General features: G+C 56.2%; 14 protein-coding genes. All 14 read right to left on the reverse strand.

The window, feature by feature from the left end:
- Positions 1-92: 92 nt before the first annotated feature.
- The 14 genes from RFER_RS23195 to RFER_RS23200 all read right to left on the reverse strand — a co-directional run bounded on the left by RFER_RS23195 (position 93) and on the right by RFER_RS23200 (position 12,992).
- The gene (locus RFER_RS23195) at positions 93-1,157 is read right to left on the reverse strand and encodes a DUF7221 family queuine tRNA-ribosyltransferase-like protein (protein WP_166485914.1); all 1,065 of its coding nucleotides are present in this window, start codon (positions 1,155-1,157) and stop codon (positions 93-95) included.
- A 242-nt stretch (positions 1,158-1,399) separates the two neighbouring features.
- On the reverse strand, positions 1,400-2,104 hold the full coding sequence (locus tag RFER_RS22125; protein ID WP_011458689.1) for a hypothetical protein: 705 nt from the start codon (positions 2,102-2,104) through the stop codon (positions 1,400-1,402).
- A 198-nt stretch (positions 2,105-2,302) separates the two neighbouring features.
- On the reverse strand, positions 2,303-3,028 hold the full coding sequence (locus RFER_RS22130) for a hypothetical protein (RefSeq protein ID WP_011458688.1): 726 nt from the start codon (positions 3,026-3,028) through the stop codon (positions 2,303-2,305).
- A 78-nt stretch (positions 3,029-3,106) separates the two neighbouring features.
- Entirely contained in the window at positions 3,107-3,631 is a 525-nt protein-coding gene (locus RFER_RS22135) for a hypothetical protein (RefSeq protein ID WP_011458687.1), read from the reverse strand.
- Positions 3,632-4,038: 407 nt separating this feature from the next.
- Positions 4,039-4,746 carry a hypothetical protein gene (locus RFER_RS22140; protein ID WP_011458686.1) on the reverse strand — a complete coding sequence of 236 codons (708 nt, stop codon included), beginning with the start codon at positions 4,744-4,746 and terminating at the stop codon, positions 4,039-4,041.
- Positions 4,747-4,892: 146 nt separating this feature from the next.
- The gene (locus RFER_RS24770) at positions 4,893-5,738 is read right to left on the reverse strand and encodes a hypothetical protein (RefSeq protein WP_011458685.1); all 846 of its coding nucleotides are present in this window, start codon (positions 5,736-5,738) and stop codon (positions 4,893-4,895) included.
- A 422-nt stretch (positions 5,739-6,160) separates the two neighbouring features.
- Positions 6,161-6,685 (reverse strand): hypothetical protein, encoded by a 525-nt coding sequence (locus tag RFER_RS22150; protein ID WP_011458684.1) that lies wholly within the window; start codon positions 6,683-6,685, stop codon positions 6,161-6,163.
- A gap of 116 nt (positions 6,686-6,801) precedes the next feature.
- The gene (locus RFER_RS22155) at positions 6,802-8,556 is read right to left on the reverse strand and encodes a DUF4222 domain-containing protein (protein WP_011458683.1); all 1,755 of its coding nucleotides are present in this window, start codon (positions 8,554-8,556) and stop codon (positions 6,802-6,804) included.
- A gap of 118 nt (positions 8,557-8,674) precedes the next feature.
- Positions 8,675-8,959: a hypothetical protein gene (locus RFER_RS22160; RefSeq protein WP_244095914.1), complete on the reverse strand. Its 285-nt coding sequence runs from the start codon at positions 8,957-8,959 to the stop codon at positions 8,675-8,677.
- Between the two features lie 299 nt (positions 8,960-9,258).
- Entirely contained in the window at positions 9,259-9,579 is a 321-nt protein-coding gene (locus RFER_RS22165) for a hypothetical protein (protein WP_041793368.1), read from the reverse strand.
- Positions 9,576-9,941 (reverse strand): hypothetical protein, encoded by a 366-nt coding sequence (locus RFER_RS22170; protein ID WP_011458680.1) that lies wholly within the window; start codon positions 9,939-9,941, stop codon positions 9,576-9,578. The genes RFER_RS22165 and RFER_RS22170 overlap by 4 nt, the downstream gene beginning before the upstream one ends.
- 191 nt (positions 9,942-10,132) lie before the next feature.
- A complete protein-coding gene (locus RFER_RS22175; RefSeq protein WP_041793374.1) occupies positions 10,133-11,470 on the reverse strand; it encodes a hypothetical protein in 1,338 nt (445 codons plus the stop codon).
- Entirely contained in the window at positions 11,470-11,922 is a 453-nt protein-coding gene (locus RFER_RS22180; protein ID WP_041793376.1) for a hypothetical protein, read from the reverse strand. Before RFER_RS22180 ends, RFER_RS22175 begins: the two co-directional genes overlap by 1 nt.
- Positions 11,923-12,122: 200 nt before the next feature.
- Positions 12,123-12,992: a hypothetical protein gene (locus tag RFER_RS23200; protein ID WP_011458677.1), complete on the reverse strand. Its 870-nt coding sequence runs from the start codon at positions 12,990-12,992 to the stop codon at positions 12,123-12,125.
- Between the last annotated feature and the right edge of the window lie 462 nt (positions 12,993-13,454).

The raw sequence follows: 13,454 nt of genomic DNA on the forward strand, positions 1-13,454 counted from the left end.
AACGAGTGCGACGGACTTGACACAAGTGTCGAGAAGGTTTTCAGTTTACCGCATAAAACTGCGTCCAGGCAAGCAAATGAGGCCGTTTCTGCTTATGCCGCGTGGTGTTCGCTCAATGCCTGCAAAACAGCCATATCCACCGCATCCGTGCTGTCGGCAATGTAATCGCGACCGAACGTCTTGAGTTGCATGCACAGCATTTCGGCCTGTTCCCTCGCCATGCGATTGGATTCCCGATAGCCGTGATCTGCCAGCAAATTTTCGGCGTACCAGTTGGCCACCGTCTCGTGCACCACTTGTTCCACCGGCTTTCTTCGCGGTTTGACATCGTGGTCAATGTGCTCACGCAGAACGCGGTGAACCCAGTCCTTGGGTTCAATGTCCACCTGCTTGGCTTGCCAGTTGATCATTGCCGCCGCGCGCATGCTTTGGGTACGTCCCGTCCTGTGCTCCATCCTCATGGCGAAGTCCCAGGCCATGCTATCGATGGAGACGAAGCGATGATGACCGCCCATTTCCCGCATCGCCCCACTCTTTACACCAAAGAGGTGAAACTGCACGTGTGAGGGAAGCACGCGATCAAGTGCCTCGATGACACTCTCAATACCGTCGATGCCACCGACGTTGCGCCGGCACACGGACCCGATTCCGACCATGGCGGGCCAGTCCTGTATGGCCAGCATATCGGCGCAGCGCCGGTAGTCCTCCGGGTACCAGCCTTGAAGGACCGGCATCGGCAGCGGGAGCCCGCGCTTTCTGGCTTCATTGCAGCAGCGCAGGTAGCCCGTTGCGGTTGCTTCCAGCCGCATGAGGCGTACCACCAGTGAACTGGCCACGGGGGGCTCGACACAGTAGTCCATGGCTGCGTGCCACGCCCATTTGCGTGAGGCCACAAGACTGTAATATTGCTCTGTCGTCCAGCGGTAATCTCCGTAGCGCACCGCGGCGACATAACCGGCTGAGTCCAGCGCAGCATCGAGATCGGCAGGAATGTTCTGCGCTGCCTTCAAGTTAAAACCAAAAAACTCTCCCTGATTCGACTTTGCAAATGCGTTTGCAGAGAACAAGACCGGGAGTCCTGCGGCGTAGGCGGCCTGAACAAGGGCGCCTGAAGGTTGTGGGACGCCAGCGCGCACCACAATGTTTTTGCAATTCATGGTTGCCTTTTGATGGCAGGCCCTGACCCCATTGGGCGTTTGGGCCCGCGTGGGTGATTGAAATTCCAGTTCTTCTTTCGAGACTGAAGTGAAGGTCTTGCGACGGATTCCCCAAACGCCCATCAAAGACGCTTGGGGAATCCCCCTGACCTGACAGGTCAAGGGGTTCACGTAATCTTCATTCACGCGCCAATTGGGTGGGTGTGAATGCTTTGTTCAGGCGGCTAAAGCCTGCGGTTTTGTCATGGCAGCGCCAGCAGGGACATCAAAGCGTTGTAGTCATCCCCGGTGGGGGCCACTTCTCGCGCATTGAGGCTGTTGTCATAGTCGATGATTTGGTCACGCAAGCGTTCCAAATTTTCGTGCGCCGTCTTGTATTGCCGCCGATCGAGCTCGCCCCCGCACTCTGCAGCCAGTTTCAAGGCTGTGATGGCGTTGGCCAACTCGAACGGGACTGGGGGACGACCTGGATCGTCTTTGTTTTCGTTTCCATTGTTTTCTTTAATGGTGGACAGCGCCAAGATCGCTGCCCGTCCTGCCGCTGCCGCATGCGCCAGCGCCAGCTTCTTGTGCTCTGTGCCACGGTAAGCGCAGTGGCGCAGGACCCGTTTGTGGCGCGGGGCGAACTCTTCGCGAGCGATCCCGCAGATCTCGTAGCCGGTGAATTGCCAGGGGCGACCCAAGGCCTGAAGCGCCGCGCGTTCCGATACCAGGCACCAGATGGCATCGAGCTTTGCAGCCCGGTCCGTGTGGTACTTGGCCAGCAAAGCGTGATCAGTCTGGCTCCAGTGCGGAGCCAGCCTTTTGATGATTTGCTTGGCCGGCAGGGTCGTTGGCGAGTTCTTGGCCGTGAGCCGTCGCGTCCAACCTCTCACCCGCATTGGGGTGTTGTAGGCCGGATGGTCGAGTCCCGCACGCAAAGGTATGGGAGGGTTTTGAATTGACATCTTAAAGTCCAAAAAAGGGACTCACGCCCCTTCGGGCATGAGTCCCGAAGGGTTGATGATGGATTTGCCGCGCAATGGGGCAAACAGGATGGGTCTAGCTGGGAATCTCCGGCCCCAACGCCTTCTGATACTTGAAGGTGTATTGGCTTTTGACTTGATTCCAGATGTCCTCGCTTTGAAACAGCGCTCCTTTGTTCTTCAGGCGGCTAATGCCTGCGGTTTTGAGGTCACCACCACGAGGGTGTTGCGCGTGGGTTGCCAGCCCACACCCGTGAAGAACCAGATGTCGTCAAAGGTGAATGCGCCGTCAATCAGAAACTCGGTCAACACCGACTCGACTAAATCCCATGCAATGGTGTGCAGCCAGCCAGAGATCAGGGTGTCCACACCCGCTGTGACGATCACCCGCCTGTACTGGCCACCATACGCACCGAAAGGACCGTGTGCTTTCTGGTTGGCACCGGATACCTTCAGCGTCAGCGTCCAGTCCTGGTGGGTGACCACCATTTGGTGGGGTCCCCCTGTCCTGCGCTGCCGGAGCATTTCTGCGAGCAGCGATTTGATGCGACTACGGTAAATGTCCATTGTCAAAACATAGCCGATGAATACTTCGAAGCTGGTCCTCAGATCTGCCATACGGGTTTCAAATTTCGCCCAGCCTGCAGCAGCCTTGATCTGCATCTCGGAGTCTTCAGCGATGGAGGCATCCTCCTTAAGCACTTCCTGTGGGACGCTTATGCCTGAGGTCAGCGCCTCGATGGCGGCCTGTCGGCGTCCTTCTTGCTGATCGCGCCAGGTGTTGGCGGGAAACCGGTTTTGTTTCAGAAACGACTGCAATTCATCAGCCGTCCAATGGTGCAAGACTTGGGGCCAGAGCCTGCCCAGCAATATCGGGTGCTTCCCGATGGTGAGGTCACGTTGCATTTATTCTCTCTTTTGTTGAGGCCCAAAGAGGTGCGCGACCCCAAAGGGAAAGTGCATCACTCGGGCGATTGATTTCTGTTACCGAGGCAACATGCGCCGGGCGGCGGCCAGTGTGGGTTGCGGCATCAAAGACGCAGTGTCTCTGATGAAAGGGACCAGCAATTTCAGGGTCAGGTCGATGTACTTCCTGTAGCTTTTAAGCCCGTCCCCGAAGGACAGCAGCTTCTCGTGCGTCATTTTCGCCACATCAACCATGGCGTCGATCAGCGCTCTTTCAGCCAACCTTTGCAGCTCCTCTGCCACCAGCAGCGGGCACTGGTCAGGGTGTTCCACCACCAGGCCTGCTTTGTCACAGGCATCTTTGCATTGGCGGTCATAGTTGGCGAAGTCCTCCTCCGACATCAGATAAGACTGTGCCGGATCGAGGATCACTTTGTCTTCAAGTCGCGCGATGAACGCTTCCCTGATGTGCCACTGCCCAGCTGCCAGGATGTCGGTTTGGTACTTCATCACCACCGGCCGAATCGTTTGCACGAGTGCCATGGTCATGAAAACAGCTTCCGCAGCAGCCACCATGGCCGCGGACGGTTCGAAGTTCTTCATTGGTTTTTTCCTTGGAAATGCCCAAGCGAGATCTCGCGCCCAGAGGACGAAGTCCCCTTGTTGGGCTGGTTTTGAAATGGGATCAGCAAGTGATCCGGGTTTGACAGGCTAGTTCGAAGCCCATTTGCATGAACTGACCAGCATTGGACAGAGCCAATTTGAGTTTCATTGTATCGGGTTGGGTTGAAGGTGGCAATTGGACTGTTTGCCCAGCGTCGCAACTGCCAATGGTGTGACATTTGGTGGGCGGGAAATGAGCAAGATTCCTGTCCGCACGCCGGCCGGTACCGGCAAATCGAAGTCCAAAAAAAACCCCCACAGCCGTCCTTTGAGGGGATGGCGCGGGGGCAATTTTGTTATTGATAATCTCGGCCCCAGTTCTCCATGTTTGTGAGCTACTGGTTTTGTCAGAGACTTGACGCCGGTTGCAATGTCCGCACGCCGATTCGATGCAGCACTGAATAGCCACATGTTGCGGTGACCACTTCGAATCTGCACCGGGTCGTGCTTGTGGGGCCCATGACGACAAAGACCGGTATTTCGAGACCATGGCCCTGAAAGAATTCCAGCGCTTCGCGGGCGTACTGCTTGGCCCTTTCCAAGTCATTCGTGCCTCGGCACGTGTACCCAGTCGGCTTCAACTCAAACGGTTTTCCAGTTGGCGCCAGACAGACTGATGTCCACTCATCCAGCGAATGGCTACCACTCGGTCTCTCCTTCTTCATACCGGTTACCTCGACCGGCTCCAATGCCTTCGGTGCACTCAGGTCTTCGAAGGCCCTGTTGCCAGCGCTGGCAGCATTCACCTCGATCATTTTTCTTGCATGTTTGTCCGTGCATTTGTCAAATGGCACCGCCTTGATGTTGCTCACAACGGCAAAGACCTCATCCCAAGTGATGCCACGAGGCTTGATGACCCAGCAGTCGGCGCGCCACTGAAATATACCGTGAGGCCAATCTATGAGCCGCGGGCGCTCGTGGCCAAACAGCACGCCGGGCAACTGGCCCAGTGCAGCGGCAATGGCGCTTAATCGCTCGATCAGACGAGCACAAAGGGCGTCCGAGGTGCCGGGGTCGAATCTCACGTCAATATACTGGCAAAAATTGACTGCCATGTTTTTTCTCCTTGATAGATGCCATGAGAGCCCACCCAAAGAGCGAGCTCCGAACAGGCTGTGGTTATTGAAGCCACCCGGCCGTAAGGCAAGGTGGCAGTTCGTGTGCAGATCCTGTCAGTGCACCGCAAAGGTGGTGTTCTGGGCTAGCCGGCTTGACCACCAAGGCCCAATTCAGCGACGGCGTTCAAACAGGCGAGTGCCACTGTCGGGAATGTTTGGACGCTGGTCGCGCCCTTGGCGTCTTTCCAACTCCACTGGCCATTGACTGGCACAACTGTCACATCATTGGCATCGCATGAGAAGCTGGCCCAAAGCTCGGTCTTGTGCACTTTGAGCCAGGCCATGGCGCCGTCTTCATCAACGTAGCACTCGAACCCACCGCCTTCGTTCAAAATATTCCGAATATCGGCATTGGCTTTTCTGAAATACTCAGCGACCGCGTCGGCGGCATAGTTATGCGCCCAATTGATGGCCTGCAAATCGCGAATGTTCTTGTCGCTTGCTTGCGCGAACCAGGGCGCTGCATCGAACTCGACTCGCGTTCTTGTGGTGTCTGAAGTCACTGTGGCTAGCACGGTGGGTGCCAGCAAGTCTGGACTGATCGGGGCATGATCCTCACACTCGCCCGCCATGATTTCCATCCGGCCGCGAATTTCCGCACTGAATGCGATGGAGTCCATCAAACCGTAGCGTGCCAAGCGAACTGGTACGTCGCCAAGGTCGAGGTCACCGTTTTCAATGCGTTTGAGCATGAAATCGGCCACCTCGACTTCGCTCAAGAGTTCGGGGACAACCCGGATTTGAACCGTGTGATCGTCAACTTCCGCCTCCGTGTCACCGGTCAGTTCTCCCCGACCCATGGCCTGTTCAGCGATGGCGCACAGCCGATCAGACATCTCAGCAATCGTTTGTCCGTTCAGGGTGTACGCCACCTCCATAACGAGTTGAAGGCGGCAGGTGCTTGCAAGGGGTGTATTTGCTTTGTTCATTTGAATGTTTCTCTGTGATTTCCCATAGAGACACACAGCCCCCCAATGGGGCGTTGCATCCCATTGGGCGTTTGAAAGTGTGATGCCCGCAGATGTCAATCCCCAGAGGGATTGAGCATCGGGAGGGATGATCTAAAGGGCCTCAGACGGGTAAATCCCGCGCGTCAGCTGCGCCTATACGGATTTGGCTTGAACCTCCTGTTCTGACGACGATCCGATCAGGCTTGTGGGCCCGCGTGGGCTATTGAAATTCCAGGTCCTCGTGAAAGGCCTGAATGAATGCCTTGACGGCGGATTCCCCAAACGCCAGTTGAATTGACGCTTGGGGAATCCTCCTGACCCGATGGGTCAAGAGGTTCACATGTTCTGCATTCGCGCGCCAACAAAGAGTTGAGTGCGAATGGGTTGCTGGTATCACTGGGTCAGATCGATAACTCGGTGATGTCTGTCCGGACGATGAATTCCTGACGCGTGTGCTTGACAACAACCGAACGCTCTGCAACGTTCATGGTGATGAGGTCGTGCGTCGGGATCTTGTTTTCAGACTCTTCATTGAACAAGTCGGTTTGCATCTCGAATCTGTTCATCGCCAAATTGGCGAGAAAGGTCACCGCACCATCAAGCGAATAGCTTTTGGTCTCGGGGCTGTAATCGCCGGAAGTTGAACGCAGGGTGGTCAGTTCAACCAGCATGGCGGGCCGCCGGCCCGGGCTCTTGCTCGCACTCTTTAATAGCGGAGCGGGCGTGATGGGTGGCTGACCGGGATAATTGGTAATTGTGACGATTGCAACTGCGACCGCGGCGTCGTACAAGGCCCCAAAGACGGCCGCCTTGTTCTGTTCGTACACCTTTTCATCGGCGTCCATCATCCTGGCCACCCTGCGATAGACGGGATCAAGACTCTTCGCCAGATCGATGACGATGGGTGGGTGTTCTTCTTTGAGCATGTTTTTCCTTGAATGCCCTTGGTGATGTCTGCCCCGGAGGGACAGTGCATCCCTCGGGCAGGTTTTGATGGGTTCACCTGGCAAGCCAGGTGGTGGTCGTTTCAGGTGGACGTTCTTTATGCGATACGGCGCATGATTTCTGCGCGCATCACTTCCAACTGGTTTCTCATTTCATCCAAGTCATCCGAAATGACTTTTGGGTTATCGCCTTGGGCGATATGGTGTTGCCAATGTACGGCCATGGCCCGCAGGGCGGCACTGGTGCCGACGCTGTAGATGCCGTTGCCGTCGAAGTCATTGCAGACCGCGAGAACGATGTCAATCGCCGTTTTGCTGTTTGACGAGTCAATTGCTGACGGAGTGCCTTCCCCGGTGAACGATTGCCCGACCAGTGGATGAGGTGCTTTTCTTTCGCGAAGCAGTGCACCGTCAGTTTCAAGTTTGGCCCGCTCGACATCGGCCAGTTGGCCAATTTCTGTGAGCAAGCCGCCTGCCGCGAGCCATTCGTTGATCGCGTTCTGTGCAGCATTGATGTACTCCAGCATTCGATCCGGCATGCCCTCGTGCTCGTCGCGGCCGCCGAAATAGGCAATCATGGCATCAGCAACGCTGTCAACACAAAATTCGCCATATTCGTTGGCGTCAACATAAGCGTGCAGATCCGAAAAGGTCTTTACGTCCATGGGAACGCGCCGGCCGCGCACGTCAAGAAGAATTTCTTTCTTCATGAGAGCAATCGTTTCGTCGAGCGTGGGTATCGCGCGCTCCTGATCCCAGCACCATGAGCCCGCACCGATCGGGTACAGATGCAGGGTCCGGTTGCCAACCTGAACGTCTTCACCTGTCCAGACATCTTCAGGCTCGCCTGGTTGGAGTCTGAATTCATCGCGTGCGGAATTCCAGCGCAGCTCGGGGATGTACTCAAGCAGTTTTAGCGCCGCAGAGAGTTCGAACCGTGGCATGGCCCATCCGTTCCAGCGCAGCCCTTGCGAGTACGCATAGACTTTCAGGTCGTCTGGCAGCCATTCGGCCTTCACCCCAATCAGGCTGAATTCCGGCACCGTTGTCGGTTTGAATTTAGCCTCGAATTCCTTGCGTGGCATGGTCACCAACAATCCGCCGCCCTGGCGTGCGAATGCAACGTTCTCCATGTCCATAGCGCTGATTTCGACGGTGTAACCCGTTTCGTCCGTGTAGAGTTTGCTTGAACTCAACGCGTTGTCAGTGAGGCTATCGTCGAGTTCATCGAGCAAGTCTTGCTCGTTGCTGAAGAAACCAAGGTAGTTTTGGTTCTCGCCCTCTTCGGCGGCGTGGAACTCGGTTTCACCCGGCAGCAGCGCCCACCAGCCTTCCATGGCGGTTCCGATGCCCTGACTTTGGATGGTGTAGCCAGCCGCAGAAATGCGGGCTCGCTTCGCGTCGTCGTCACTTTGTCGCGGCGAATCTTGCGATGGTTGAGCCGTTCGGGCCGACTCCTTCGCGTACTCGGTTAGGTTGAAGTCCAGCGCTTGCCGGGCTTCATCGTAGCTTTGGTAACAAGCGACATCGCCGATCACGAGATCGGGCGCCAGGTCGCCGGTTGTCTTGTCCACAATGACGAACCACGGGCCACTTCGCGGTGAGCCGTCAACCATCAATTGGAAAGCCGCAGGCAAGGCGACGATGACGGAGTTTGTGCCCGTCAGTGCGTCCAGGAAGGCGCTGACAATGGTGTCGCCCGGATAGGCGTTCGCGCACTGCGAAATGGCATGACCAATGTTTTCTGCCTGGCAATTGAAGATCAACGCGTCAGTGCCGTAGCGGACGGTCCAGTCTTGCAGCAGGTGCGTTCTATCGGTATCGGCATCACGGCCAATGTTTTTTGAACTCATAAGTTTCCTTGTCATGAAAGATGACCGGAACCAACCCAGCTATGCCGGGAAGATGGTCCCGGAAGGGTTGTCAAATGTTCGTCTCCGCCGATTGCGCGAGGGGGTGAACGGGTTTGGTTCAAGTGGCTGAGACAGCCAAACTGGCATGAATGCCATCGGTTCCAATGCGGCGTTCTGCGCATTGGTACGTCATCTCCCACATGGCCTCGTCCGCGAGTTCTGTGATCTCACCGGGCGTGGCGCGGTCAGGGACTTCCAGGCTGAAACTGGTCAGGGTGTCCGTTGCCAGGCTGTTGTCGGCCGCGAACGTTTGATATTGCGCGGTCGCCGCTGGCTGGTTGTTAAACCAGTCAATGGAGCCGGAGCTGCTTGATTCGGCGGCAACGCAAAATACTGTTTTCATGTTTTTCCTGTCATTGAACATGAGCAGGACCAACCCAGCAATGCCGGGAGTGATCCCGGTCGGGTTGAAATTGATATGCCGTTGCAGAAATGCAAGACGAACGCCATAGGGGCGAATACTCACATTCTATCCAAATAGTTGCTGGAATTGAAGAATATCGCTGTTATAGGCCGTTCATGGGGCGCGCGATGTACATGCGAAAAAAAACCCATCGCGCTTGAGTTGCGGATGGGGTTTCTTCATTGGGGTTGTTAACCGGCGTCGCTGCTTGCGCCGGTCGGCAACTAGAGCGGTTTTGGCTAATTTTGGTCAGGAGCCAGGTCCAGTTCCCGTCGGAACCAGCCGTCAATAAAGTAGTCGGGGATGGTGCCTCGGGTGATGCCGGACATGAACCCGCGAACATAGATGCGAAATTGCCCGGCCTTGGCAAAAGCCACACCGTAGTGATCGCAGACCTCTTCCTCGCAACACAATGCGTACCGCGCCTGATCGCAGGCGTAATGCCAGCGAATAGGGAGCGTCAGATTGATGAAGGTCTGATAGCGGCCCTTTAAAGCACGCATCGGCGTCCTGATGGACTCGATACCCATGCAGAACCATCCGTTGACTGCGGAGGTCATGTCGCGCCGCACATCTCGGCTGCGGTGTCATTTGACATGGCAGAGAGTCGGCTGTCTGAAGGCCGCGGTTCATATTCCGCAATCCAGCCATTAACGAAACGCGTCAATTCGACTTCGAATTCTTCAGGTGTGGCGTCGCTGTTTTGATACAGCCACGTTCCCATTGCTTCGGTGACTTCATAGTGCGCGACACCGGGATATTCGCGCTTGTCTCGGGCGTAGAACGCGTCCACGATTGGCGCAAAGCTTGCGATCCATGCCATGACGCCGATGTGGCCGCCCAGGCTGTCGAGATTGGGCCAAGTGCCGTCCCCGCGTGTCTGGTCGGCGCCGATGTACAGGTAAATTGCTGTGCTGCTCATGTTGAAGATTCTCCAAGGTTTAGTGCATTGAAATTGCCGATTGGTCGGCAGAGCGTGGATAACCACGGGTTCCCTGAGTTCACGCGTTGAATGAACTCAGGGAACCCGCCTTCAGCGTGAGCTGCAGGAGGTTCCTTTTTTGAAATTTAAGATGCGCCGAAGTCCCAGCGACAGGCGGCGCGCAAAAAGACTCAGGCTGACTCTGGGGTGAGCGAAATCATGGCCGTGTGCGTGACCCCCTGCCCTTCCATCGTGGCCAGGACCTCGAACTGCAGATCGCCCTTGTAGGTGACCTGTATTTCAATGTTCTCGGTGAAGGCGCGGGGATCAAGAATGTTCACCGCGAATTCACGACCTGCTTCGAGCGTGCTGGGCACGTTGAGCAAGTTGCCCTGAGACAGACGAGTAAGCGCCGCGACCGTCACCTCCACTATGAGCGGGGCTTGGGACCTTGACGGGTTTTCCTTGTCGATCGTGCCGGTGCCCGCAAAAGTCACGGTCACCGTCTTGTCTTTGAGCAGCGTCAAGCAGTCAAAACTCACCGACACAACATCGTCTCCCCAAGCCATGGTTGATGGCGTCAGCTCGCGGCCGTGAAACAGGGCCATGGCCTTGAGCTCTTCCCAGAACTGGTCCGGGTTTTCGCAGATGACATGGGCGACATCCTGCTCGGCGTAGCTGAGCGTTTGGTGCAATTCATTATTGATCCAGATCCCGAAGTACCAGGCGTCCTGGCGGGTCGGGTAGTGAATCCATCCTTGCTGGTGGGGGCGAAGATGCACCGTGGACTCCGTGGTGCCGTTCTCGATGAATGAACGATTGATGATGGCCCCACTGCTTGTGCGCTCTGGCCGGGCTTCAGCCGTGTGCTTTTCAAGAAATCGAATCGATGTAACCAGCCGATCTCGTTGCAGTTCGCTGAGTTGGCGCCACCACCAGTGGTAGTTGCCAAGAGTCAGTGCCAAGGCCTCCTTGGTTTGCGTCACGTTGAGTTCGCTGACCTTCACGAGCCGGGCCAGGAAATCGAGGTTCCGCGCGTAGTATCCGGCCAAATTGCGAACATGACCGAGGTCGTTGTTGTCGTAGGCGCTAACGAAATGGTGGTCGTCCGCCGTTTTGTACTCGATGGCCAGACATTCATCGGGCGCGAGCAACAAAAACCCGGTCCTGTGCGCAAATCGCTGGCGGGCCGCCAGGTCGGCTTCCGCGAGGGGCCGGTACTGCTTGACCTCTTCAAAATATAGAGGGATTTGAACGACCCGGCAAATCTCCGTGTCCACTTTGCCCGGCATCACGCCGCGGAAGTAGACCAGGCTGGCCTTCGAAAAATCGCTGATACCGGCAAACGAACCCTTGTCGGGCGAAATGCTCGCCAGGATCGCCAGCAGCAGCCGAATAGCTTTGCCTGCAGCCTGCGTCACTTTGTCGTGGTGCTTTTCGTTCTTGCCGATATCGGCAATGGCAATGATCTGGTGAGCAGCCTTGTCAGTCTCCAGGAACATGCGGGCGTTGAGCGCGTCGGCATCCATCATGTTCTCTCCACAACGCAAGGCGCGCAAATTCCGTCACCTTTGAGGATGTCGGACTCGGCCATGGGTTCCTTGCAGAAGGAACAAGCCTGAGATTCCATGCCGATGAGGGACTGAATTTCAGGGGTGCTGACCATCAGGCGCATCGAGCGGTCCCGCCGGCTATCAATGAACAACACGTGCGGCTCGCGGCCGTTGGAGCAGTCGAATGCGACTTTCTGAAAATCAAAACCAACCTCGAACAGTCTGTCCTGACCTGGGAAGACCTGCAGGCGATCGGTCGCCAGATCCTCGGCCAGCAGCGTTTGCGCGTTGAGGCTCTTTCGTCCATCGTCCAGGCCTTTCATGCGAATGGCAACCTGGCGAAGAATGGGCACATTTTTACCGGTGACCGGCACAGCAAACCCCTTGCTTGGGCCGCCGTTGGGATAACACATGGCTTTGAGTTCCATGATGTCCTTTCTGCTGCAGAAATGCAGCGGTATGTTGAAATCACATGCGATAGGCATGTGGTGAAGGGCACGAGGCCGTTTTCCCCAAGCCGAATGGGGTGCAAGGGGCTTGGGGAAAACGTCTGGTAGGGGAATGAAGAAGATCGCGCTTCCCGCAAGCACCGATGTGCTGCGGGAAGGCGAATCAGGCCGGTCTGGGATCAGGCGGCTTCGAGCACCCGTTTCTTCTTCGGGGCTGCTTTGAGGATTTCGACGTTGACGCTCTGCCAGGAGTCGTCCTCAATCTGCCCAACAAGAATGGGCTGGAGGTCATCGAAGTGCACCATGCCAAAGAGCCGGGCTTCACCCAAATTTGGGGTCAGTTCGATCTCGTAGGTGTCGGCGCCGCGGTCGTAGCGGATGGCCACACGACCGCGAAACTTGGCTGAATTCACCGTGGTGATGATGGCTGGCCACTTTTCCTTGTCTTCGCTGCAGCTTTTAGCTTCCGAAGGGTCGATGAAGATCGGCGTGGTGCCGTTGGCGTCGACCAGCACATTGACCAGGTTGCGGCCACGGCAAGAGTCGGCGTAAGTGCCTTCCAGCTGCTTGATGAGGTCGCGCAGGTAGGGGTTTTGAATCGTGGTCCAGGAGGCGGTGACCGCTTTGGCCCGGTTTGACCATTCGCCTCGTTCTTCCCAGATGGCAGGGAGAAGTGTTTTGGCGCCGGTGAGCATGAAGGATTTGCAGCCACCGGTGGACGGATCGTCCGAGCCGTCGCTTTTGAGACCGTCAAAATCGCGCAGATCGTAAAACGTGAGCTTGACCTTGGCCTCAACTTCGACCGGGGCGTTGAGTAGGTCTTTTGCCACGATGCAGAACTCTTTGGCAGATGTTTTTACGAGGATGAGGTCATCATCCATCTCGACAACCTTGCCCTCTGCTGCTTGCAGAAAGCTCAGTCCTCCGAGTGAGTTAACTTTTGGCTGTCCAAGCCAGGTGCGCCAGGTGTATTGGCGGATATTGCTTCCCAAATGGTTGGCGATATGCGCTTGAATCCAGGCGCGAGGGTCGGGATAAGTTTTGTCCATAAGAACTCCATTGATAGAAGGAGCCCGGCCCCATCGGGTCTGGGCCCGTAGGTTTGGAAGTGGTGCGCTGCAGGGTGAAGTGCAGGCGGTTTGAAATGCCCAAATGAATGCGTTTGGGCGGTGCACGAAAGTGCGAGAAAAGTGATGTTTGCGATGGGCACCAGAGTGTCCATTGAAAATCTCACTGGGTCGGGGTTTGAAGGCTTGAAGTCAAAGCCAGAGTCTGAAAATACACGGGAATGGAGGGGTGGGATGAGCGAGTGGCGGGCTGGGGTGGCGTCTCGCTGGCCACAAAAGGAAAAGCCGCCAAGATTTCTCCTAGCGGCCTTCGTTCCCAATTTATTCGACAAACACCCACTGGGCTAGGCGCTGATACCGTCAATCCCTCATGAGATTGTCTACTGTCTTATTTTCGAAAAGTGTATCACTTCCCGACAGAATTTGAAACAAGCACATCTTTCG

The sequence above is a fragment of the Rhodoferax ferrireducens T118 genome (genome assembly GCF_000013605.1).
GTDB lineage: Bacteria > Pseudomonadota > Gammaproteobacteria > Burkholderiales > Burkholderiaceae_C > Rhodoferax > Rhodoferax ferrireducens.

Excerpts from the sequence above, each read along its gene's own strand:
- RFER_RS23195 (WP_166485914.1), bottom strand. The coding sequence starts at position 1,157 with ATGAATTGCAAAAACATTGTGGTGCGCGCTGGCGTCCCACAACCTTCA.
- RFER_RS22125 (WP_011458689.1), bottom strand. The coding sequence starts at position 2,104 with ATGTCAATTCAAAACCCTCCCATACCTTTGCGTGCGGGACTCGACCAT.
- RFER_RS22130 (WP_011458688.1), bottom strand. The coding sequence starts at position 3,028 with ATGCAACGTGACCTCACCATCGGGAAGCACCCGATATTGCTGGGCAGG.
- RFER_RS22135 (WP_011458687.1), bottom strand. The coding sequence starts at position 3,631 with ATGAAGAACTTCGAACCGTCCGCGGCCATGGTGGCTGCTGCGGAAGCT.
- RFER_RS22140 (WP_011458686.1), bottom strand. The coding sequence starts at position 4,746 with ATGGCAGTCAATTTTTGCCAGTATATTGACGTGAGATTCGACCCCGGC.
- RFER_RS24770 (WP_011458685.1), bottom strand. The coding sequence starts at position 5,738 with ATGAACAAAGCAAATACACCCCTTGCAAGCACCTGCCGCCTTCAACTC.
- RFER_RS22150 (WP_011458684.1), bottom strand. The coding sequence starts at position 6,685 with ATGCTCAAAGAAGAACACCCACCCATCGTCATCGATCTGGCGAAGAGT.
- RFER_RS22155 (WP_011458683.1), bottom strand. The coding sequence starts at position 8,556 with ATGAGTTCAAAAAACATTGGCCGTGATGCCGATACCGATAGAACGCAC.
- RFER_RS22160 (WP_244095914.1), bottom strand. The coding sequence starts at position 8,959 with ATGAAAACAGTATTTTGCGTTGCCGCCGAATCAAGCAGCTCCGGCTCC.
- RFER_RS22165 (WP_041793368.1), bottom strand. The coding sequence starts at position 9,579 with ATGACCTCCGCAGTCAACGGATGGTTCTGCATGGGTATCGAGTCCATC.
- RFER_RS22170 (WP_011458680.1), bottom strand. The coding sequence starts at position 9,941 with ATGAGCAGCACAGCAATTTACCTGTACATCGGCGCCGACCAGACACGC.
- RFER_RS22175 (WP_041793374.1), bottom strand. The coding sequence starts at position 11,470 with ATGGATGCCGACGCGCTCAACGCCCGCATGTTCCTGGAGACTGACAAG.
- RFER_RS22180 (WP_041793376.1), bottom strand. The coding sequence starts at position 11,922 with ATGGAACTCAAAGCCATGTGTTATCCCAACGGCGGCCCAAGCAAGGGG.
- RFER_RS23200 (WP_011458677.1), bottom strand. The coding sequence starts at position 12,992 with ATGGACAAAACTTATCCCGACCCTCGCGCCTGGATTCAAGCGCATATC.